Source organism: Streptomyces sp. NPDC055287, from assembly GCF_053646035.1.
In genome coordinates this window covers 161,027-180,447 of record NZ_JBSHNE010000007.1, presented here as the reverse complement: position 1 = coordinate 180,447, position 19,421 = coordinate 161,027, and the positions used below count along the sequence as shown (strand labels likewise).

Sequence of the window (19,421 nt, the reverse complement as noted above, 5' to 3'; positions counted from 1 at the left end):
TTCTGGATGAGCAGGGCCATCGCGGACAGCGACGTCCGCCGCCATCAGTACCGGCACGAACCGGCCGGCGATCCTTTCCACGCGGGGCGAAGACCTGTGGGGTGCTGTTGGGGTAGTCGTCGTCGACGATCAGCTCGTAGCCGTGATCGAGCAGTTCGACGCAGGCGTGGCCGCCGATGAAGCGGCACCGCCCGTCACGAGCACGGTCGGCGGCGGGCTCGGGAGCCCTTTTGCCTCACGGCGGCGCGTCCGGCTCGCTGTGCGTCATGGCCCGCCGCTCCTCGGTGAGAAACGCTGTACGCTGCTGATGTATATTTACGACGCATATGTCCGATTCTGCGACTGTTGTCGCTTGAAGTCAAGAGCTGCCGGGCAGGCGCACACAGGGCACCGAAGAGGCGGAGGCGGTCATGCCGAAAGAGGCGGGGGACGGCCGCGGGCGCCGTGCCAGCGACCGGGGGCGCTACGGACGGCGGCTCAGCAGGGAACGCGTGCTGGCCACGGCGCTGGAGGTGGTCGACCGCGACGGCCTGTCCGGCCTGAGTATGCGCAAACTGGGAGCCGAGCTGGGCGTCGAGGCGATGGCCCTGTACCGGTACGCCCCCAGCAAGGACGCGCTGCTAGACGGGCTGGTCGAGGGCTTCTGCCAGGAACTCCACCAGGAACTGGACCAGGACCCGGCTGCGGCGGAGCCGGCAGCGGCGGACTGGCGCCGCGAACTGCGTCGCGTCGCGCTCGCCACCTACCGCGTCGCCCTGCGCCACCCCAACGTCGTGCCGCTGCTGGCCACCCGCCTGCTGTCCACTCCGCTGGCCCGCAGGCCCCTCCCCGTCCTCCGCAGCGACGAACGCGTCCTGGCGCTGCTCCACGACGCGGGACTCGCGGAGCGCAGGGCCGTGGAGATCCACCGGGGATTCACGGCGTGGCTGCTGGGCTACATCCTGGTCGAACTGCGGGCGATGGACGACGAGCCGGGCGAACCCGACCCCGCCTTCCGGATCGGCCTGCACCGCATACCCGCCGCGGAACTGCCACGCCTGCGGGCCACCGCCGTGGCCATGGCCGGCCGCGGCGGCCCCGAGGGGCTGACCGTCGGCCTGGACGCCCTGCTGGGGTGACGTCCGGTGTCCGCCGCGAGCGGGCCGGCGCCGGCCTGCTCTGTCCGCCGTACGGTCCAGCGCGTGTACTCGTGTGCGGTACGCGCCCGGCGCGGCCGCTTGGCCGGGGCCGTGGCGGGGGGTGGCCTGGCTCTCTCCGACACCCGTCGCCAGGCAACCCAGCCCCAGGAGGTCCGGATGCGCTCTCCAGCCACCGTCACCGCAGTCGTCCTGCTCGCCCTCGCTGGCGCGGCCCTGCCCGCCCGGGCGGCGGCCGTCCCCGACGAGCCCACGCCGTCCCGCGGCCTCTTCCTGACCGTTTCCGGGTCGGAGAGCACCTGGATCCGCGGCGTCCTCCTGGAGTGCGCTCCGGGGCCCTCTGGGCACCACCCGGACGCCTCCGCCGCGTGCGCGGCGCTCGGCAAGGCCAACGGTGACTTCGACAAGCTGCCGGGGAACCCCCGGGCGTGCACCAAGCAGTACGAGCCGGTGACCGTCAGCGCCACGGGCAGCTGGGGCGGGGTCCCGACGGCCTGGCACAAGACCTACCCGAACGCGTGCGTGCTCGACACCGCGACCGGGGCGGTCTTCCGCTTCTGAGCGGCCGGGTCCGTACTCGCGTCGCGCAGTGGGGCCGCGCGGTGAGGTTTCGTTTCAGCGGTGCTCTGCGGCCGCTCACCGGCGCTTGCTCACCGGCTGCGCGACGCGGCCATCCCGACCGTGACCAGACCGAGCACGACCCAGCCGAACCACAGCCAGCCGTTGCTGCCGAGTGCCGCCGTGTACGCCGATATGACGATCAGCGTGCCGACGGTGAGCACCCCCATCGACTTCACAGAACCGGGCATGCGCACCCCCTCCTTCTGATGGAGGGCCATCGTCACCCCTGAAGGGCTCCCGCGCTACTGTGCCGACGTTACCGGCCGGCTAGCGGCCGCGCGCCTGGAGCGAGGCGAGATAGGCGTTGTACGCCGCCAGCTCCTGGTCGCCGTCGCGGTCCGCCGCCCGGTCGGAGCGCCGCGCGACCCGCTGCTCGGACCGATACCACTGGAAGACCAGCGCGATCAGTACCAGCACCGACGGGATCTCCGAGAAGGCCCAGGCGATGCCGCCCGCCGCGTTCTGGTCGCTCAGCGCGTCGATGCCCAGGGACGCCGGCGGGTTCGCGTACGTACCGATCACCGGCTGGGTCGCCATCATCAGCGCGATGCCGAAGAACGCGTGGAACGGCATACCGGCGAACAGCTCGAGCATCCGCATCACATAGCCCGGACGGTGCGGCCCCGGGTCGATGCCCATGATCGGCCAGAAGAAGACCAGGCCGACGGCGAGGAAGTGGACCATCATGCCGAGGTGGCCCGGCTTGCTCCCCATCAGGAAGTCGAACAGGGGCGTGAAGTAGAGCGCGTACAGGCTGGCGATGAACAGCGGGATCGTGAACGCCGGGTGCGTGACGATCTTCATGTAGCGGCTGTGCAGCAGCATCAGCAGCACCTCGCGCGGCCCCTTGCGGTTCCCGCGTCCCGCCACGGGCAGCGCGCGCAGTGCCAGCGTCACCGGGGCGCCGAGCAGCAGCAGGATCGGGGAGAGCATGCTGATGACCATGTGCTGCACCATGTGCACGCTGAACATGACCATGCCGTAGTCGTTCAGCTTGGTGCACATCACCAGTGCCACGCTCAGCACGCCGACGGTGAAGAAGGCCGTCCGGCCGGCCTGCCAGGAGTCGCCGCGCCGGCGCAGCCGCACGACGCCCCACCCGTACAGGACGAGCGCCAGGACGCAGCCCACCAGGAAGAAGAGGTCGGGGGAGAACTCCAGCCCCCGTCCCAGCGTGAACGGCGGCAGATCCATGTTCATGCCGCTGCCGTGCCCGCTGTGATCCATCTGCGTACTCCCGTGGGACTGCCCATTCGTAACGGTTGTCCGGTACAGAGTAGAACTGCCCCCGGCCGCGTCCGCGGCCGGGGGCAGTCCGTCAAACAGGCACTGAGATCACAGCACGCATTCGGCCTCGGCGTACCGCTCGGTGGGGACGGTCTTCAGGGTCTCCACGGCCTCGGCCAGCGGGACCATCACGATGTCCGTGCCGCGCAGCGCCGTCATCATCCCGAACTCACCCCGGTGCGCCGCCTCCACCGCGTGCCAGCCGAAGCGGGTCGCGAGGACACGGTCGTACGCCGTCGGGGTGCCGCCGCGCTGGACGTGGCCGAGGATGACGGGACGCGCCTCCTTGCCGAGGCGCTCCTCCAGCTCGACGGACAGCTGCCTGGCCACGCCCGCGAAGCGCTCGTGCCCGTACATGTCCTTGCCGCCGATGTCGAACTCCATGGAGCCCTCGCGCGGCTTGGCGCCCTCGGCGACGACCACGATCGCGAACCGCTTGCCGGCCGAGAAGCGCTTGCCGACCAGCTCGGTCAGCTCACCGATGTCGAAGGGCCGCTCGGGCACGACGATGGCGTGCGCGCCGGCCGCCATGCCGGAGTGCAGCGCGATCCAGCCGGTGTGCCGCCCCATGACCTCGACGATCAGCACCCGCTGGTGCGATTCGGCGGTGGTCTTGAGCCGGTCGAGGGCCTCGGTCGCCACCCCCACGGCCGTGTCGAAGCCGAACGTGACGTCCGTCGACGCGATGTCGTTGTCGATGGTCTTCGGTACGCCGACGATCGGCAGCCCCGCCTCGGACAGCAGGTTCGCCGCCTTCAGCGTGCCTTCGCCGCCGATCGGGATGATCGCGTCGAGCCCCAGGTCGGCCACATGGCCGCGGGCCTTTTCGACGCCGTCGCGCAGATGCGCGGGCTGGACCCTGGAGGAGCCGAGAATCGTGCCGCCACGGGCCAGAATGCCGCCCACCGCGTCCAGGTCCAGCTTGCGGTAGTCGCATTCCAGCAGGCCCCGCCAGCCGTCGTGAAAACCGATGACCTCGTCACCGTGATCGACGACGGCGCGGTGCACGACGGAACGGATGACAGCGTTCAGGCCGGGGCAGTCGCCGCCGGAAGTGAGTACACCAATGCGCATGCCCGGAATACCTTTGCAACGTGGGCCGGAGACCGGACCACGTCGTCCGGTTGGATCCCCGTCACCCTACTCGCGCAGAGTGACGGGGCCGAACCGGGCGTCCGTCAGCTGGACACCGCAAAGGTGTACGAACTGCGACAGCCCGTCAGGCGGGCTGCGTCGCCGACGCGATGCGCTCGGCGCGCAGCGCCTCGTACCACCGGTCGTCGGTGGGCGGCAGTGCGTTCACGTCGAGGGCCAGCTTCAGCAGCAGGTCCGCGATGAGCGGGTTGCGGGCGAGCACGGGACCGTGCATGTACGTACCGAAGACGGTGTCGTTGTACGCGCCCTCCGTGCCGTCGCCGGTTCCGTTGCCCTTGCCGATCCGCGTGCGGGCGAACGGCCGCGCGGTGGGGCCCAGATGGGTGATGCCCTGGTGGTTCTCGAAGCCCGTCAGCGGCGGCAGGCCGAGGCGCTCGTCGATGTCCCCGAGGACGTCGCCGACGCACCGCTCGCCCTCGCCACGCGTGCTGACCACGTCGAGCAGTCCGAGTCCCTGCTCGCGCTCGCCGAGGTCGTTGATGAACTCGTGGCCGAGGATCTGGTACCCGGCGCAGACCGAGAAGACGATCGCGCCGTTGGACACCGCGCGCTCGAGACCGCCGTCGCGGCGCAGCCGCTCCGCCGCGAGGCGCTGCGGCCGGTCCTCACCGCCGCCGATCAGGTAGATGTCGCCCGACGTGGGGATCGCCTGGTCGCTGCGTACGTCGACACGGTGGACGTCGAGGCCGCGCTGACGGGCCCGGCGCTCGACGACGAGGGCGTTGCCCTGGTCGCCGTACGTGCTCAGCAGGTCCGGGTAGATCCACACCAGGCGCAGGCTGTTGTCGCTCATGCTTGCTTGTCCTTTTCCGGTGTACGCGGGCCTAGTTGCCGACGCGGCGGCGCAGGTCCTGGAACGCGGTGTAGTTGGCGATCGTCTCGATCAGCCCGGGCGGCGCCAGCTGCACGGCCTCGTCGAGCGTCTCGCAGACCCGGAACTCCAGGTTCGCGACCTCGAGGCGCACGGCGAGGTCCAGCTTGCGGTCACCGAGAACGAAGATCGGGTGGCCGGCCAGCCGGGTGTAGTCGACGTCCCACAGCCAGGAGGTGTCCGTGCCGTCCGCGCCGCGCGCGTTGACGGCCAGGATGACCGGCGTGGGGGGCGGGTTGATGAGAGAAAACGTTTCGAGCCAGCCCGCCGGGTTCTTCGCGAGCAGCAGCCGCAGCTCGCGCTCCTGGAACTGGACGACGTCGTACCGGCCGGCCACCGCCTGCACCTGGTACATCCGCTCCAGTGCCACCTGCGGCGGTACACCGAACACGGCGGCGACGGCGGCGGAGGTGGCGGCGTTCGCCTTGTTGGCGCGGCCGGGCAGCTGGAGGTGGATCGGCCAGGCCGAACCGTGCGGGTCGACGACGTGGTCGCCGCTCAGCACCCAGCTCGGGGACGGGCGGCGGAAGCCGCACTCGCCGCAGAACCAGTCGTCGCCGGGGCGCTGCATGACGCCACCGCAGGACGGGCAGGACCAGGCGTCGTCCTTCCACTCCTGGCCGGCCGCCACCCACACCACGTTGGGCGAGGAGGACGCGGCCCAGACGATCAGCGGGTCGTCGGCGTTCGCGATGACGACGGCCTTCGTGCCGGACAGGCCCTCGCGCCACTTCTCCGCGAGCATCCGGGTCTCCGCGGCGCGGTCCAGCTGGTCGCGGGAGAGGTTGAGCAGGGCGATCGCCTTGGGCGTCACATCGCGCGCTACTCCGGCGAGGTACTTCTCGTCGACCTCGATCACGCCGTACTTCGCGTCCGAGCCGCCCGCCAGGGCGGAGGTGATGCCCGCCGGCATGTTGGCGCCGAGCGCGTTGGAGACGACGGGGCCGCTGGCCCGCAGTGCCTCGGCGATGAGCCGGGTCGTCGTGGTCTTGCCGTTCGTCGCGGAGACAAGCACGACGTCGAGATGCTGGGCGAGCCGCCCGAGCAGGTCGGGGTCGAGCTTGAGCGCCACCTTGCCGCCGATCACGGATCCGCTGCCGCGTCCCGCGGCGCGGGACACCGCCGCCGCGGCCTTGCCTGCCGTCACGGCCAGCTTGGCCCGCGGCGACAACGGCTCCGTGTTGCCTGCCATCGTCACTGATCCTCCTTGCATCCGGCGCCGCATTTGCCCCAGGTCCACCGGTCAACGTCGGGGCTCAGCCTATCGAGATCCAACCGGGCCCCCGCACCCCGGCACCACCCGGGACGCTGCGGCCCCCGGCGGAACGTACGCTTGCCGCCATGCGACACCGCCCGATTCCCGGCAGTTCCGGGCTCGTACGACCCATGACACTGCTCGGTGACCCGGCGCTGCACGCGCCTTGCGGGACGGTGACCGATTTCGATTCCTCGCTGGTCCGGCTCGTCGAGGACATGTTCGCGACGATGTACGCCGCCGAGGGGGTCGGCCTCGCGGCCAATCAAGTCGGCGTACCGCTGCGTGTCTTCGTCTACGACTGCCCGGACGACGAGGATGTCCGGCATGTCGGTCACATCGTCAACCCACGCCTGGTCGAGGCCGACGGCATCACCGTACGCGGTCCCGAGGGGTGCCTGTCCCTCCCGGGTGTCGAAGCGGGTACGGAACGCTTCGACCGGGCGCTCGTGGAGGGGGTCTCGGTGACGGGCGAACCGGTACGGGTCGAGGGCACCGGCTTCTTCGCGCGGTGCCTTCAGCACGAGTGCGACCACCTGTCCGGCCTCGTCTACACGGACCGCCTGACCAGCTGGCGCCGGGCGAAGGCGCTGCGGGCGGCGCGTCGGACGTCGTGGGGCCTCCGGGCGTAGGGCGAGGCCTTCCTGCCCGGCTCTTCCCAGGAGCAGGAGGCGGGCAGGGAAACAGACTCCGTGCGGCGCTGCTAGAACCCCGGGCCGTCCACGCGGTCGCCCGCGGCGGCGAGCCGGCCCCACAGCAGGTCCGCGAGGCTGGAGACCAACCGCTCCCGGGAGCAGGGCCGTTCACTCAGCCACCAGTCGCCCGCACCGTGCATCATGCCGACGATGCCGTGACCCCACACCCGCGCCAGCTGGTCGCTGTCCGGCCCGAGGTCCACGCGCTCGGCGATCACGATGCCCAGCTCCTCGCCGAGCCGACGGAGCAGCGGCGCCGAGTGACGGCCGACGTCGAAGCCCTGCTCGGGCTGGTGCGCGTCCTCGGCGGGGTGCATCAGGAACCGGTACACCTGCGGCCGGGCCTCGATCGCGGCGAGGTACGTGTCGAGCGTCGCCTCCACCCGCTCGCGCCGCTCGGCGGGAGCGTCCAGCGCTGCCCGCAGGGCCGAGAGCAGGGCGTCGGTGTGACGCTTGGCCAGGGCGCGGTAGAGCCCGCCCTTGTCGCCGAAGTGCCGGTAGAGGATCGGCTTGGTGATCCCGGCCTCGGCGGCTATGGCGTTCATGGAGGCCTGTGGACCGTCCCGCAGCACCACGCGGTCCGCTGCTTCGAGCAGGTCCCGCCGCCGCCGCGCGGCCGCGGAGCGCTGCTGCTCGTCCGTGTGTGTGGTGTCCATGGTGTCTCCCCGCCCAAAGCGATTCCGTGACGCCTGGGAAACGTAACACCCTGGCCGCGGGCCACTGCGCCGGTTGACAGCGCCTACTTGGCGGTAACAGACTCCTGTTACCGCAAGTAACACGTGCTTGTTGAACGCAGTGCTGGAGGGGACATGGCCGAGTTCGCGCTCGAGCTCAATGAGGACCAGAAGCAGGTCCGCGACTGGATCCACGGGTTCGCCGCCGATGTGATGCGCCCGGCCGCCGCCGAATGGGACGAGCGGGAGGAGACCCCCTGGCCCGTCATCCAGGAGGCGGCCAAGGTCGGCATCTACTCCCTCGACTTCTACGCGCAGCAGTTCTTCGACCCGACGGGCCTCGGCATCCCGATGGCGATGGAGGAGCTTTTCTGGGGCGACGCGGGCATCGGCCTGTCCATCGTCGGTACGGGCCTGGCCGCCGTCGGCGTTCTCGCCAACGGCACCGAGGAGCAGATCGGCACCTGGATCCCGCAGATGTACGGCGACGCGGACGACGTCAAGGTCGCCGCCTTCTGCTCCTCCGAGCCGGACGCCGGCTCCGACGTCTCGGCCATGCGCACGCGCGCCGTCTACGACGAGGCCAAGGACGAGTGGGTGCTGAACGGCACCAAGACGTGGGCCACCAACGGCGGCATAGCCAACGTCCACGTCGTCGTCGCCCTCGTCGACCCCGAACTCGGCTCCAAGGGCCACGCCTCCTTCATCGTCCCGCCGCAGGCCCCGGGCCTCTCACAGGGCCAGAAGTTCAAGAAACACGGCATCCGCGCCTCGCACACCGCCGAGGTCGTCCTGGAGAACGTCCGCGTCCCCGGCCACTGCCTGCTCGGCGGAAAGGACAAGCTCGACGAGCGCCTCGCCCGGGCCCGCGAGCGCGCCCAGAAGGGCGGCGAGCGCGTCAAGAACGCGGCGATGGCCACCTTCGAGGCGTCGCGCCCGGCCGTCGGCGCGATGGCGGTGGGCACCGCCCGCGCCGCGTACGAGGTGGCGCTCGACTACGCCAAGACCCGTGAGCAGTTCGGCCGCCCGATCATCGACAACCAGGGCGTCGCCTTCCAGCTCGCCGACATGCGCACCCAGATCGACGCGGCCCGGCTGCTGGTCTGGCGGGCCTCCTGGATGGCGACCGCGGGCAAGCCGTTCACCGCGGCCGAGGGCTCGATGTCGAAGCTCTTCGCCAGCGAGACGGCCAAGACTGTCACCGCGCAGGCCGTGCAGATCCTCGGCGGCAACGGCTACACCCGCGAGTACCCGGTGGAGCGCATGCACCGCGACGCCGCGATCTACACGATCTTCGAGGGCACGAGCGAGATCCAGCGCCTGGTCATCGCCCGGACCCTGTCGGGCATGCCGATCCGCTAGCACCGACCGCGCGCGTACGACGAAGGCGCCGCCCCTCCTGTGTGGGGACGGCGCCTTCGCGTGCCGTCAGGCGGTGGGGAGCTGCGCCTCGACGGCCGACACGACCTCGGCGGCCTCCGGCTCGACGCGCGGGCGGAACCGGCCGACGACCTCACCCTTCGCGCTGACCAGGAACTTCTCGAAGTTCCACTGGACGTCCCCGGCCTCGCCGGCCTCGTCCTTCGCCGCGGTCAGCTCGACGTACAGCGGGTGCCGGTGGTCACCGTTGACCTCGATCTTCTCCAGCAGCGGGAACGTGACGCCGTAGCTCGCGGAGCAGAAGGTCCCGATCTCCTCCGCGCTGCCCGGCTCCTGGCCCGCGAACTGGTTGCACGGCACACCGAGCACCGTGAAGCCCCGGTCCTCGTACGTCTTCTGGAGCCGCTCCAGACCGGCGTACTGGGGCGTCAGTCCGCACTTGGACGCGACGTTCACCACCAGCACCGCCTTGCCCTCGTAGGCCGCCAGGGTGGTCGGCTCGCCGGACAGGGTGCGCAGGGGGATGTCGTACAGGCTCATCGCCGTCTCCTATGGCTATGGGCGGCCGGACACTGCCGGCCGTCGGTCACTGCTCCGTACTGTTCCAGAGGCCGGCCGGAACGAAGCCGACGGCCCCGCCTTCCGCGTCCGGCACGAGGCTTGCACCACCGTGTGGTGGGGCTGACACCCCCTCTCTCCGCACCGCCTCCTGGGAAGGAACCGCGCCATGACCCGCCGCACCACCCCCGTACTCCTGCACAACGGACTGCTCATCGACGGCAGAGGGGGCGAGCCGGTCACGGACGGGGCGGTGCTCATCGACGACGGGCTCGTCCGCTGGGCGGGCCCGGCTGGGGGACTGCGCCTCCCCGCACTGCCCGCCCCCGCCCGGCGCATCGACGTACGCGGCAACACGATCCTGCCGGGCTTCATCGACTGCCACGTGCACATGGCGGCGCCCGGTGGCGCCCTCAGCCATGCCGAGATCGCCGCGATGCCCGCCTCCCTGCGCACCTTCCTCGCCGCGCCGCGCATGCAGCTCACCCTCGAAGCGGGGGTCACCACCGCCCGCGACCTCGGCGGCGCGGACGCCGGCCACCGGGAGGCCGTCGAGTCCGGGCTGCTCGTCGGGCCTCGGCTGCTGGTCGCGATCGCCATGCTCAGTCCCACCGGCGGTCACGGCGACTTCCGGGCGGCCAACGACACGGGCGACGGCGACCCCGGCATGGGCCGGCTCGCCGATGGCATCACCGGCTGCCGAAAGGCCGCGCGCGAGGTACTCCGCCAGGGCGCCGACTGCGTCAAGGTCGCGGCCACCGGCGGCGTGTGGAGCCCGACGGACCAGCCGGGCGACGAGGGCTTCCTGGAGGACGAGATCCGTACGATCACCGAGATCGCGGCCGGCCACGGAGGCAGGAAGGTGGCCGCGCACGCCCAGGGGCGCGGCGGCATTCTCAACGCGGTGCGCGGCGGAGTCGCCAGCGTCGAGCACGGCTACGAGATCGACGACGAGGCCATCGACCTGATGCTGGAGCGCGGCACGTTCCTGGTGCCGACGCTCACCACCGCGAACACCGACCCCGACCCGCAGAAGGCGGCGCGCTCGGCGTACGAGAAGAAGAAGCACTGGCAGTCCGTCGCCCGCCGGCACGTCCCGCACGCCATCGGGCGCGGAGTCCGCGTCGCCATGGGCACGGACTGCGGCATCGCGGAACACGGCACGAACCTGCGGGAACTGAAGTATCTCGTCGACTGCGGGATGACGCCGATGGGAGCGGTCCTGGCCGGGACCAGTGAGGCCGCCGAACTCCTCGGCCTGGCCCACGAGACCGGCACGCTGGAACCCGGCAAGCGGGCCGATGTCGTCGTCGCGCGGGGCAATCCGCTGACCGACATCGCCGCTCTCGGCACGCCCGCCAACATCCTGCTCGTCATGAAGGACGGCGTCACCTTCAAGGACCTGGATGGCCTCACGGCCTGACTGCCCCGCCGGCCGACGGTCCCGCCCTGGTCCCGCCCCCTTCGCCGGGGCGCTGCCCGAGGCCGCCTACGCCTGCCCCTGCGGGACCGGGACCGGGTCCTCCCCGAACACCCAGGGGGCCAGCACGACGAGCCAGCCGTCCGGGTCGGTGAAAAGCACCGCGCCCCGGTCCGGCCAGTACGGATTCGCCGCCTTCACCGGCTCGTGCCCCCGCTCCGACAGCCGCCGCACCGCCGCGTCCACCGCGGCCGCGCCCCGCACGTACAGCACCAGCTGGTTCTCCGGATGCGGCTCCGGAATCCGGGGCGGAGCGCCGTGCTGCGTGATCTCCATGTGCACCGGAGTGCCGGGCAGCCCGAACAGCACCCCGTCGTAACCCTCGTGACCGCGCCACTGCCCCAGGACCGGCAGCCCGAGGTCGTCACGGTAGAAGGCGAGGACGTCGTCGTATCGCGCGGTGGGCCGCGCGAACCGCACGGCCCCCACGTCGAGATGTTCCGGCCAGGAGGAAGAAGTCATGGCCATGATTTTTCCACCCCCCGCCCACGCGGGGGACGGCCACGGGCCGGAGATGCCCTGGTCCGCAGGACCTAGGTCAGACGGTCGCGCTCAGGACGCTCAGGCTCCGCGCAGCGGACGAAACAGCCCCTCCTGCACCACCGACACCAGCAAGTGGCCCGCACGGTCGTAGATCCGGCCACGCGCCAGCCCCCGCGCGCCGGTGGCGATGGGGGACTCCTGGTCGTACAGGAACCATTCGTCGGCCCGGAACGGCCGGTGGAACCACATCGCGTGGTCCAGCGACGCGATGTCGAAGGTGCGCGGCCCCCACAACGGCTCCACCGGGATCCGGACCGCGTCGAGCAGGGTCATGTCGGACGCGTACGCCAGCGCGCACGTGTGCACGAGCTGGTCGTCGCCCAGCGGGCCGACCGCGCGCATCCACACCGCGCTGCGCGGGTCCGCCTCCTTGATCTCCTCGGCGGTCCAGCGAAGCCGGTCGACGTACCGGATGTCGAAGGGCTGGCGGCGCGCCATCCGCTCCAGCGCTTCCGGCAGCTCCCCGAGGTGCTCGCGGATCTCGTCCACCACCGGCGGCAGCGAGTCGGGATCGGGGAACTCCAGGCGCGGCGGCAGCTGGTGCTCGAACGCGGCCTCCTCCGGCTGGTGGAAGGAGGCGGTCAGGTTGAAGATCGTCCGGCCCTGCTGAACGGCCGTGACCCGCCGGGTGGTGAAGGAACGCCCGTCCCGCACGCGCTCCACCTGGTAGACGATCGGCACGCCCGGTCGGCCGGGGCGCAGGAAGTACGCGTGCAGCGAGTGCACGGGGCGGTCGCCCTCGGTCGTACGGCCCGCCGCGACCAGCGCCTGGCCGGCGACCTGGCCGCCGAAGACGCGTTGCAGGGACTCCTGCGGGCTGCGGCCACGGAAGATGTTGACCTCGATCTGCTCCAGGTCGAGCAGATCGACGAGCCGTTCGGCGGGGTTCGTCGTCACGGGACGTTTCTCCTTGGTTCTGCGACGGGGCCTGCGCGGCCGGGGTCCTACAGCTGGCCGACCGAGGTGACGCGGACGACCGCCCGCCCCTCCTCGTCGGAGGCGGCGAGGTCGACCTCCGCGCCGATGCCCCAGTCATGGTCGCCGTTCGGGTCGGCGAACGTCTGGCGGACGCGCCACAGACCGTGGGCGGCGTCCTCCTCGATCATCAGCAGCTTGGGACCGCGGGCGTCGGGACCCGTGCCCAGGTCCTCGTACTCGTCCCAGTACGCGTCCATGGCCTCGCCCCACTTGTCCTCGTCCCAGCCGGACTCGCCGTCCATCTCGCCCAGCTCCCGGACGTTGTCCAGGGCGGCCAGTTCGACGCGGCGGAACATGGCGTTGCGTACGAGTACCCGGAAGGCCCGCGCGTTGGCCGTGACCGGCTTGACCTGGTCGGCGCGCTCCTGCGCCTGCTCGGCCGTCTCCACCTCGGGGTTGGCGAGCTGCTCCCACTCGTCGAGGAGGCTGGAGTCGACCTGGCGGACCAGCTCACCGAGCCAGGCGATCAGATCCTCCAGGTCCTCGGACTTGATGTCGTCCGGGATGGTGTGCTCAAGCGCCTTGTACGCGCCCGCGAGGTAGCGCAGCACGATGCCCTCGGTGCGGGCGAGCTCGTAGTGCGAGGTGAACTCCGCGAAGGTCATGGCCCGCTCGTACATGTCGCGGACCACGGACTTGGGGGACACCGGGTGGTCGCCGACCCACGGGTGGCTCTTGCGGTAGACGTTGTACCCGTGCCACAGCAGCTCTTCCAGCGGCTTCGGGTACGTGATCTCCTGGAGCCGCTCCATCCGCTCCTCGTACTCGACGCGGTCCGCCTTCATCTGGCCGACCGCCTCGCCGCGCGCCTTGTTCTGCTGGGCGGCGAGGATCTGACGCGGGTCGTCCAGTGTCGACTCGACCACCGAGACCATGTCCAGGGCGTACGAAGGCGACTCCGGGTCCAGCAGTTCGTACGCGGCCAGGGCGAACGTCGACAGCGGCTGGTTGAGCGCGAAGTCCTGCTGCAGATCGACGGTCAGCCGTACGGTACGGCCGTCGGCCTCCGGGGTGTCCAGCATCTCCACCACGCCGCCGTCGAGCAGCGAGCGGAAGATGGCGATGGCCCGCCGGATGTGCCGCAGCTGCGCCTTGCGCGGCTCGTGGTTGTCCTCCAGCAGGTGGCGCATCGCGGCGAACGGATTGCCGGGGCGCGCGATGACCGACAGCAGCATGGTGTGCGTGACACGGAAGCGGCTGGTCAGCGGCTCCGGATCGGAGCCGATGAGCTTGTCGAAGGTCGACTCGGACCAGGCGACGAAGCCCTCGGGGGCCTTCTTGCGGACCACCTTGCGGCGCTTCTTGGGGTCGTCGCCGGCCTTGGCGAGCGCCTTCTCGTTCTCGACGACGTGCTCGGGAGCCTGCGCGACGACCAGCCCCGCCGTGTCGAAGCCGGCCCGGCCCGCGCGGCCGGCGATCTGGTGGAACTCGCGGGCGCGGAGCGTGCGCACGCGCGTGCCGTCGTACTTCGTCAGGGCGGTGAACAGCACCGTACGGATGGGGACGTTGACGCCGACGCCGAGGGTGTCCGTACCGCAGATGACCTTCAGCAGGCCCGCCTGCGCGAGCTTCTCCACGAGCCTGCGGTACTTGGGCAGCATGCCCGCGTGGTGCACGCCGATGCCGTGCCGCACGAACCGCGAGAGGTTCTTGCCGAACTTCGTGGTGAAACGGAAGCTGCCGATCAGCTCGGCGATCTGGTCCTTCTCCTCGCGCGAGCACATGTTGATGCTCATCAGCGACTGCGCCCGCTCGACGGCCGCCGCCTGCGTGAAGTGCACGATGTAGACCGGCGCCTGCCGTGTCTCCAGCAGCTCGGTCAGCGTCTCGGTGATCGGCGTGAGGCGGTACTCGTACGACAGCGGGACCGGCCGGGTCGCGGAGCGCACGACGGACGTCGGACGGCCCGTGCGGCGGGTCAGGTCCTTCTCGAACATCGAGACGTCGCCGAGGGTCGCCGACATGAGGACGAACTGCGCCTGCGGCAGTTCCAGGAGCGGGATCTGCCAGGCCCAGCCGCGGTCCTGCTCGGCGTAGAAGTGGAACTCGTCCATCACGACCTGGCCGATGTCGGCGTGCTTGCCGTCGCGCAGCGCGATGGAGGCGAGCACCTCCGCCGTGCAGGCGATGACCGGGGCGTCGGCGTTGACGGACGCGTCGCCCGTCAGCATGCCGACGTTCTCCGTGCCGAAGAGCTTGCACAGGTCGAAGAACTTCTCCGAGACCAGGGCCTTGATCGGCGCGGTGTAGAAGGTGACCTTGTCCTGGGCGAGGGCGGCGAAGTGCGCGCCCGCCGCCACCAGGCTCTTGCCGGAGCCGGTGGGAGTGGACAGGATCACATTCGCGCCGGAGACCACCTCGATCAGCGCCTCCTCCTGAGCGGGATAGAGACTGATGCCCTGGCCCTCGGCCCATGAGGTGAAAGCTTCGAAGAGGGCATCGGGGTCGGCGGTCGGGGGCATCTGATCGATAAGGGTCACGCCCCCATCTTGCCTGGCTTCCCCCCTGAACAGGGAACCGGTCGGTCGTTCGAAGATCACGAGCGATACGCTGCCGTGTCAACTGGGGCACACCACAAGAGCAAACGGGGCGGGGAACGACCATGATGGGACCGGCGCACTCACTGTCAGGAGCAGCGGCCTGGCTGGGGGTGGGGGCGGCGGCGGCCGCGGCCGGACACTCGATGCCCTGGCCCGTGCTCGTCGTCGGAGCGCTGATCTGCGCGGGCGCGGCCCTGGCTCCCGACCTCGACCACAAGTCCGCGACGATCTCGCGCGCCTTCGGGCCCGTGTCCAGGGGTCTGTGCGAGATCGTCGACAAGCTCTCGTACTCCGTCTACAAGGCCACCAAGAAGCCCGCCGACCCGCGCAGGTCCGGCGGCCACCGCACGCTCACGCACACCTGGCTGTGGGCGGTCATGATCGGCGGCGGCGCGTCGCTGGCGGCGTACACCGGCGGCCGCTGGGCGGTGCTCGTCCTCCTCTTCGTCCACCTGGTGCTGGCGGTGGAAGGCCTGCTGTGGCGGGCGGCCCGGGTGTCCAGTGACGTCCTGGTGTGGCTGCTGGGTGCGACGAGCGCGTGGATTCTGGCGGGCGTACTGGACAAACCGGGCAACGGTGCCGACTGGTTGTTCACCGGCGACGGCCAGGAGTACCTGTGGCTCGGCCTGCCGATCGTGCTCGGTGCGCTGGTGCACGACATCGGTGACGCGCTCACGGTCTCCGGCTGCCCGATCCTGTGGCCGATCCCGGTCGGCCGCAAGCGCTGGTACCCGATCGGGCCGCCGAAGGCGCTGCGATTCCGTGCCGGCAGCTGGGTGGAGCTGAAGGTGCTCATGCCGGCGTTCATGTTGCTCGGGGGAGTGGGCGGCGCGGCGGCGCTCAACTTCATCTGACCCTTTCCGTTCGGGTGAATTGAGACCCGGACCCGCTGCCCGGCGCACCAAGATCCGGTTCCCTCAGATCATGGAACCCTTAAATTTGACGCGCCGTCAGTTCACTGCCCGTACCGGGACGGTGGCCGCCGCCGCTGCCGTCACCACCGTCGCCGGGACCACAGCCCCCATGGACGCTGCCGCTGCCGCGCCTTCGGCGCCCGCCGTTCCCCGTTCCACCGCCGACTGGCAGACCTGCCTTGCCGTCGCCCGCGCCCTGCTGGTGGTCGACGAGGACAACAAGCCCTTGGTGCCGCGCTACGAGAAGGTCCTTCTCGGCGACGGGCTGCCGAGGGCGGGAGCGCCGAAGAAGGTCCTGGTGATCGGCGCCGGACCCTCCGGCATGGTCGCCGCGTCCCTGCTCAAGCGGGCCGGTCACCAAGTCACCGTCGTCGAGGCCAACGGGAACCGCGCGGGCGGCCGCATCAAGACGTTCCGTACCGGCGGTCACGAGAACGCGAAGCAGCCGTTCGCCGATCCGAAGCAGTACGCCGAGGCCGGCGCCATGCGCATCCCCGGCAGCCACCCTCTCGTCATCGGACTGATCGACCGCCTGGGCGTCGAACGGCGGCCCTTCCACTACATCGACACCGACCCCGACGGGAAGCCGGCGTACCGCACCTGGATCCGCGTCAACGGGATCAGGGCGCGGCGCGCCGACTACGCGAAGAATCCGCAGGCGATCAACCGTTCCTTCGGCGTGCCGCGGAAATACGTCGATGTCCCGGCCTCCGAGATCGTCCGGCGGGCCCTGGACCCGGTCCGCGACGAGTACAGCACCCGCCGCCCCGACGGCACCCGCGTCAACAAGCCGATGCCCGAGCTGGTCGAAGGGTGGGCCCGGATCGTCCAGCGCTTCGGCGACTGGTCGATGTACCGCTTCCTCACCGAGCACGCGAAACTCGACACCCGCACGATCGACCTCATCGGCACGCTGGAGAACATGACGTCCCGGCTCCCGCTGTCCTTCATGCACAGCTTCATGGGTGCCTCCCTGATCAGCCCGGGCACCAAGTTCTACGAGCTGACCGGCGGCACCGCGGTCCTCGCGGACGCCCTCCTCGACGACGTGCGCGACACCGTGCGCTTCGACCGTCGCGTCACCCGCATCGAGACCCGCGGCGAAGGCGACCCGGGGCCGCGCGTGCGGCTCCACACGGTCTCGGAGGGGCGCGACGGCAAGGTGGTCCGCGAGAGGTTCTCCGGCGACATCGCCATCGTCACCGTCCCCTTCTCCGGCCTGCGGCACGTCCAGGTCTCGCCCCCGCTCTCGTACGAGAAGCGCCGGGCCGTGTGCGAGGTGCACTACGACAGCGCCACCAAGGTCCTGCTCGAATTCAGCCGCCGCTGGTGGGAGCTGAGCGAGGACGACTGGAAGCGCGAGTTGAACGCCGTGGACCCCGGGCTGTACGACGCCTACCGCAAGGGCCGGGTCCCCGACGACGGACGGCTGCTCGGCGCACACCCCTCCGTGCCGCGCGGCTACCTCACGGAGGCGCAGCGCACGCACTACGCGGCGCACTGCTGGGTCTCCCGCGACCAGCCGGAGGCGGCGGAGGTCATCGGCGGCGGGTCGGTGACGGACAACCCGAACCGCTTCATGTTCAACCCGTCGCACCCGGTGCCGGGCAGCGACGGCGGTGTCGTACTCGCCTCGTACAGCTGGGCCGACGACGCCCGGCGGTGGGACTCCTACGACGACGAGGCCCGGTACGCGCTGGCGCTGCGCGGCATGCAGGAGGTGTACGGGCAGCGGCTCGAGGTGTTCTTCACGGGCGTCGCCCGCACCCAGAGCTGGCAGCGCGACCCGTACGCCTACGGGGAGGCGTCCGTACTCCTGCCCGGGCAGCACACCGAGATCTTCCCGGACATGGGAACCGCGGAAGGCCCACTGCACTTCGCCGGCTGCCACACCTCGCTGAAGCCCGCCTGGATCGAGGGGGCGCTGGAGTCCGCGGTCCGCGTCGCGCTGGAGGTCAACGGCGGCCGCTGAACGGGTCGTCGCACACGGAGGCCGGGCGCGGGCGCGCCCGGCCCTTCGGGGGTGCGGCCGGGGCTTGTGAAAACCATATTCAATAACGGGTATGCTGGTCCCTGCCCGGGAGGTCCGCTCCGTGCCACGCGCCGCGTTGCACTGCGTTCCGTACGCGGAAAGTTAACCGGGCCGTAAATCGCCGAGTTGCGGTCCGGTATCTCCAACTGCACACAATGGTGGCGACCTTCAATACGACGTCAGGGGGGATCGTGCGGCGCATCACCGCAGCCGCCAAGGCGCTGCTGCTGGCGGTGTTCGCACTGCTCTCCCTGATGGCCGCGGCCGACAAGGCGGTCGCCGGGCCGCCCGCCACCGGGTCCGCGGCTGTTGCCGAACCCGACGCCGAACCGGTGGTCGCGCAGGGGTCCTGTTCCCCTGCCCTCCCTGACGCCGACACGCACCCGGGCCAGGCCCGCCGCGCGCACCGCCCGGAGACCGGTGCCCCTCAGACGGCGGCCCGCGCGGTCTGCGCACTGTCCTCCCCGCCCGCGGCGCTTCCACGGCACGCGGCCCCCGCCGACGGCGCACCGCACTGCCACGCCCCGTCGAGATCCGGGGACTTCTCCGTCGCCCTCCAGGTCTTCCGCTGCTGACACGGCCGTACGGACCGATGTCCTGTACGCGCTGAGCCGTACGGACCGGTTTCCGCATGACGTACCGATAAGTCATCACGGCACTGCAATCGCTCCTGGAGGCGATCCCCCCATGCAGACCTTCATCGACCATGCCCGCTCCCTGGGCGAACGCATAGCGGCGCGCGACGAGCAGCGCGAGTGGTTCGGACGGCTGGCGGCCGGCCAGTCCCCGCAGGCGCTCTTCATCACCTGCTCGGACTCCCGCGTCGTTCCATCCCTGATCACCGGAGCCCGTCCCGGCGAACTGTTCGAGCTGCGTACGGCGGGCAACGCCGTACCCGGCTACTGCCCGGACCGGCCCAGCGGCGAGGCCGCGACCATCGAGTACGCGGTGAGTGTGTTGCGGGTCCCCGACATCGTGGTGTGCGGCCACTCCCACTGCGGGGCCGTCGGCGCACGGGTGCGCGGGGATGACCTGCGCGACGTGCCGGCGGTCGCCGGATGGCTGCACAGCCAACTGCCGGACGACCTGGCCGAACTGGGCGCGGACGCCGACACGGAGGTGGCGGCGGCCGTCCGGCGCAACGTCCGCGAGCAGGTGGAGCGGCTGCGCGCCTACCCCTGCGTGGCGGAGCGGCTGGCCGCCGGGCAACTGCGGCTGCACGGCTGGTTCTACGCCGTGGACACCGGCCTGGTCCTCGCCCACCGGCCCGCCGTCGACGCCTTCCTCCCGCTGTGAGCGCCG

Annotated in this window: 19 protein-coding genes; 9 read left to right on the top strand and 10 right to left on the bottom strand. The window is 70.9% G+C overall.

What is annotated here, in order from left to right; genetic code table 11:
• Positions 1–410 precede the first annotated feature (410 nt).
• Together ACWIHY_RS14250 and ACWIHY_RS14245 are read left to right on the top strand one after the other, a co-directional pair.
• Positions 411–1,118: a TetR/AcrR family transcriptional regulator gene (locus ACWIHY_RS14250; protein WP_454375933.1), complete on the top strand. Its 708-nt coding sequence runs from the start codon at positions 411–413 to the stop codon at positions 1,116–1,118.
• A gap of 177 nt (positions 1,119–1,295) precedes the next feature.
• Positions 1,296–1,697 carry an SSI family serine proteinase inhibitor gene (locus ACWIHY_RS14245; RefSeq protein WP_454375932.1) on the top strand — a complete coding sequence of 134 codons (402 nt, stop codon included), beginning with the start codon at positions 1,296–1,298 and terminating at the stop codon, positions 1,695–1,697.
• A gap of 89 nt (positions 1,698–1,786) precedes the next feature.
• On the opposite strand, the gene ACWIHY_RS14240 is transcribed toward ACWIHY_RS14245, so the two are convergent.
• The 5 genes from ACWIHY_RS14240 to ACWIHY_RS14220 form a co-directional block, all read right to left on the bottom strand.
• Positions 1,787–1,945: a hypothetical protein gene (locus ACWIHY_RS14240; RefSeq protein ID WP_454375931.1), complete on the bottom strand. Its 159-nt coding sequence runs from the start codon at positions 1,943–1,945 to the stop codon at positions 1,787–1,789.
• A 79-nt stretch (positions 1,946–2,024) separates the two neighbouring features.
• The gene (locus ACWIHY_RS14235) at positions 2,025–2,984 is read right to left on the bottom strand and encodes a cytochrome c oxidase assembly protein (RefSeq protein WP_454375930.1); all 960 of its coding nucleotides are present in this window, start codon (positions 2,982–2,984) and stop codon (positions 2,025–2,027) included.
• 108 nt (positions 2,985–3,092) lie between these two features.
• Entirely contained in the window at positions 3,093–4,118 is a 1,026-nt protein-coding gene (locus ACWIHY_RS14230; RefSeq protein WP_454375929.1) for a 6-phosphofructokinase, read from the bottom strand.
• Between the two features lie 145 nt (positions 4,119–4,263).
• On the bottom strand, positions 4,264–4,992 hold the full coding sequence (locus ACWIHY_RS14225) for a type 1 glutamine amidotransferase (RefSeq protein WP_454375928.1): 729 nt from the start codon (positions 4,990–4,992) through the stop codon (positions 4,264–4,266).
• 31 nt (positions 4,993–5,023) lie between these two features.
• Positions 5,024–6,262, bottom strand: a complete 1,239-nt coding sequence (locus tag ACWIHY_RS14220; RefSeq protein WP_454375927.1) for a MurT ligase domain-containing protein — start codon at positions 6,260–6,262, stop codon at positions 5,024–5,026.
• Between the two features lie 149 nt (positions 6,263–6,411).
• Between ACWIHY_RS14220 and def the strand changes: the two genes are divergently transcribed.
• Positions 6,412–6,957 (top strand): peptide deformylase, encoded by a 546-nt coding sequence (gene def / locus ACWIHY_RS14215; RefSeq protein ID WP_454375926.1) that lies wholly within the window; start codon positions 6,412–6,414, stop codon positions 6,955–6,957.
• 71 nt (positions 6,958–7,028) lie between these two features.
• Here def and ACWIHY_RS14210 read toward each other — a convergent pair whose 3' ends face one another.
• Complete coding sequence (locus tag ACWIHY_RS14210; protein WP_454375925.1) at positions 7,029–7,676, bottom strand: TetR family transcriptional regulator; 648 nt, start codon at positions 7,674–7,676, stop codon at positions 7,029–7,031.
• Between the two features lie 153 nt (positions 7,677–7,829).
• On the opposite strand from ACWIHY_RS14210, the gene ACWIHY_RS14205 reads away from it, so the two are divergent.
• Complete coding sequence (locus ACWIHY_RS14205) at positions 7,830–9,056, top strand: acyl-CoA dehydrogenase family protein (RefSeq protein ID WP_454375924.1); 1,227 nt, start codon at positions 7,830–7,832, stop codon at positions 9,054–9,056.
• Positions 9,057–9,122: 66 nt separating this feature from the next.
• Here the strand turns inward: ACWIHY_RS14205 and ACWIHY_RS14200 are convergent, their stop codons facing one another.
• Positions 9,123–9,614, bottom strand: a complete 492-nt coding sequence (locus ACWIHY_RS14200; RefSeq protein WP_454375923.1) for a glutathione peroxidase — start codon at positions 9,612–9,614, stop codon at positions 9,123–9,125.
• 187 nt (positions 9,615–9,801) lie between these two features.
• Between ACWIHY_RS14200 and ACWIHY_RS14195 the strand changes: the two genes are divergently transcribed.
• Positions 9,802–11,055 (top strand): amidohydrolase family protein, encoded by a 1,254-nt coding sequence (locus ACWIHY_RS14195; RefSeq protein WP_454375922.1) that lies wholly within the window; start codon positions 9,802–9,804, stop codon positions 11,053–11,055.
• Positions 11,056–11,121: 66 nt separating this feature from the next.
• On the opposite strand, the gene ACWIHY_RS14190 is transcribed toward ACWIHY_RS14195, so the two are convergent.
• From ACWIHY_RS14190 to ACWIHY_RS14180, 3 genes are all read right to left on the bottom strand, one after another.
• The gene (locus tag ACWIHY_RS14190; RefSeq protein WP_454375921.1) at positions 11,122–11,574 is read right to left on the bottom strand and encodes a VOC family protein; all 453 of its coding nucleotides are present in this window, start codon (positions 11,572–11,574) and stop codon (positions 11,122–11,124) included.
• A 99-nt stretch (positions 11,575–11,673) separates the two neighbouring features.
• Positions 11,674–12,552 carry an acyl-CoA thioesterase gene (locus ACWIHY_RS14185; protein WP_454375920.1) on the bottom strand — a complete coding sequence of 293 codons (879 nt, stop codon included), beginning with the start codon at positions 12,550–12,552 and terminating at the stop codon, positions 11,674–11,676.
• Between the two features lie 47 nt (positions 12,553–12,599).
• Positions 12,600–15,113 carry a DEAD/DEAH box helicase gene (locus ACWIHY_RS14180; RefSeq protein WP_454375919.1) on the bottom strand — a complete coding sequence of 838 codons (2,514 nt, stop codon included), beginning with the start codon at positions 15,111–15,113 and terminating at the stop codon, positions 12,600–12,602.
• A 122-nt stretch (positions 15,114–15,235) separates the two neighbouring features.
• On the opposite strand from ACWIHY_RS14180, the gene ACWIHY_RS14175 reads away from it, so the two are divergent.
• The 4 genes from ACWIHY_RS14175 (at position 15,236) to ACWIHY_RS14160 (ending at position 19,415) form a co-directional block, all read left to right on the top strand.
• Complete coding sequence (locus ACWIHY_RS14175) at positions 15,236–16,027, top strand: metal-dependent hydrolase (protein WP_454375918.1); 792 nt, start codon at positions 15,236–15,238, stop codon at positions 16,025–16,027.
• Positions 16,028–16,097: 70 nt separating this feature from the next.
• Positions 16,098–18,059, top strand: a complete 1,962-nt coding sequence (locus ACWIHY_RS14170; protein WP_454375917.1) for a flavin monoamine oxidase family protein — start codon at positions 16,098–16,100, stop codon at positions 18,057–18,059.
• A gap of 251 nt (positions 18,060–18,310) precedes the next feature.
• Positions 18,311–18,694: a hypothetical protein gene (locus ACWIHY_RS14165; RefSeq protein WP_454375916.1), complete on the top strand. Its 384-nt coding sequence runs from the start codon at positions 18,311–18,313 to the stop codon at positions 18,692–18,694.
• Between the two features lie 112 nt (positions 18,695–18,806).
• Positions 18,807–19,415, top strand: a complete 609-nt coding sequence (locus tag ACWIHY_RS14160; RefSeq protein ID WP_454375915.1) for a carbonic anhydrase — start codon at positions 18,807–18,809, stop codon at positions 19,413–19,415.
• The last annotated feature ends 6 nt before the right edge of the window (positions 19,416–19,421 follow it).

What these genes read in the sequence shown, in the direction of transcription:
- def (WP_454375926.1), top strand. Translation starts at nt 6,412, where the DNA reads ATGCGACACCGCCCGATTCCCGGCAGTTCCGGGCTCGTACGACCCATG.
- ACWIHY_RS14230 (WP_454375929.1), bottom strand. Translation starts at nt 4,118, where the DNA reads ATGCGCATTGGTGTACTCACTTCCGGCGGCGACTGCCCCGGCCTGAAC.
- ACWIHY_RS14220 (WP_454375927.1), bottom strand. Translation starts at nt 6,262, where the DNA reads ATGGCAGGCAACACGGAGCCGTTGTCGCCGCGGGCCAAGCTGGCCGTG.
- ACWIHY_RS14210 (WP_454375925.1), bottom strand. Translation starts at nt 7,676, where the DNA reads ATGGACACCACACACACGGACGAGCAGCAGCGCTCCGCGGCCGCGCGG.
- ACWIHY_RS14235 (WP_454375930.1), bottom strand. Translation starts at nt 2,984, where the DNA reads ATGGATCACAGCGGGCACGGCAGCGGCATGAACATGGATCTGCCGCCG.
- ACWIHY_RS14225 (WP_454375928.1), bottom strand. Translation starts at nt 4,992, where the DNA reads ATGAGCGACAACAGCCTGCGCCTGGTGTGGATCTACCCGGACCTGCTG.
- ACWIHY_RS14205 (WP_454375924.1), top strand. Translation starts at nt 7,830, where the DNA reads ATGGCCGAGTTCGCGCTCGAGCTCAATGAGGACCAGAAGCAGGTCCGC.
- ACWIHY_RS14250 (WP_454375933.1), top strand. Translation starts at nt 411, where the DNA reads ATGCCGAAAGAGGCGGGGGACGGCCGCGGGCGCCGTGCCAGCGACCGG.
- ACWIHY_RS14200 (WP_454375923.1), bottom strand. Translation starts at nt 9,614, where the DNA reads ATGAGCCTGTACGACATCCCCCTGCGCACCCTGTCCGGCGAGCCGACC.
- ACWIHY_RS14190 (WP_454375921.1), bottom strand. Translation starts at nt 11,574, where the DNA reads ATGACTTCTTCCTCCTGGCCGGAACATCTCGACGTGGGGGCCGTGCGG.
- ACWIHY_RS14175 (WP_454375918.1), top strand. Translation starts at nt 15,236, where the DNA reads ATGATGGGACCGGCGCACTCACTGTCAGGAGCAGCGGCCTGGCTGGGG.
- ACWIHY_RS14170 (WP_454375917.1), top strand. Translation starts at nt 16,098, where the DNA reads ATGGAACCCTTAAATTTGACGCGCCGTCAGTTCACTGCCCGTACCGGG.
- ACWIHY_RS14245 (WP_454375932.1), top strand. Translation starts at nt 1,296, where the DNA reads ATGCGCTCTCCAGCCACCGTCACCGCAGTCGTCCTGCTCGCCCTCGCT.
- ACWIHY_RS14195 (WP_454375922.1), top strand. Translation starts at nt 9,802, where the DNA reads ATGACCCGCCGCACCACCCCCGTACTCCTGCACAACGGACTGCTCATC.
- ACWIHY_RS14160 (WP_454375915.1), top strand. Translation starts at nt 18,807, where the DNA reads ATGCAGACCTTCATCGACCATGCCCGCTCCCTGGGCGAACGCATAGCG.
- ACWIHY_RS14240 (WP_454375931.1), bottom strand. Translation starts at nt 1,945, where the DNA reads ATGCCCGGTTCTGTGAAGTCGATGGGGGTGCTCACCGTCGGCACGCTG.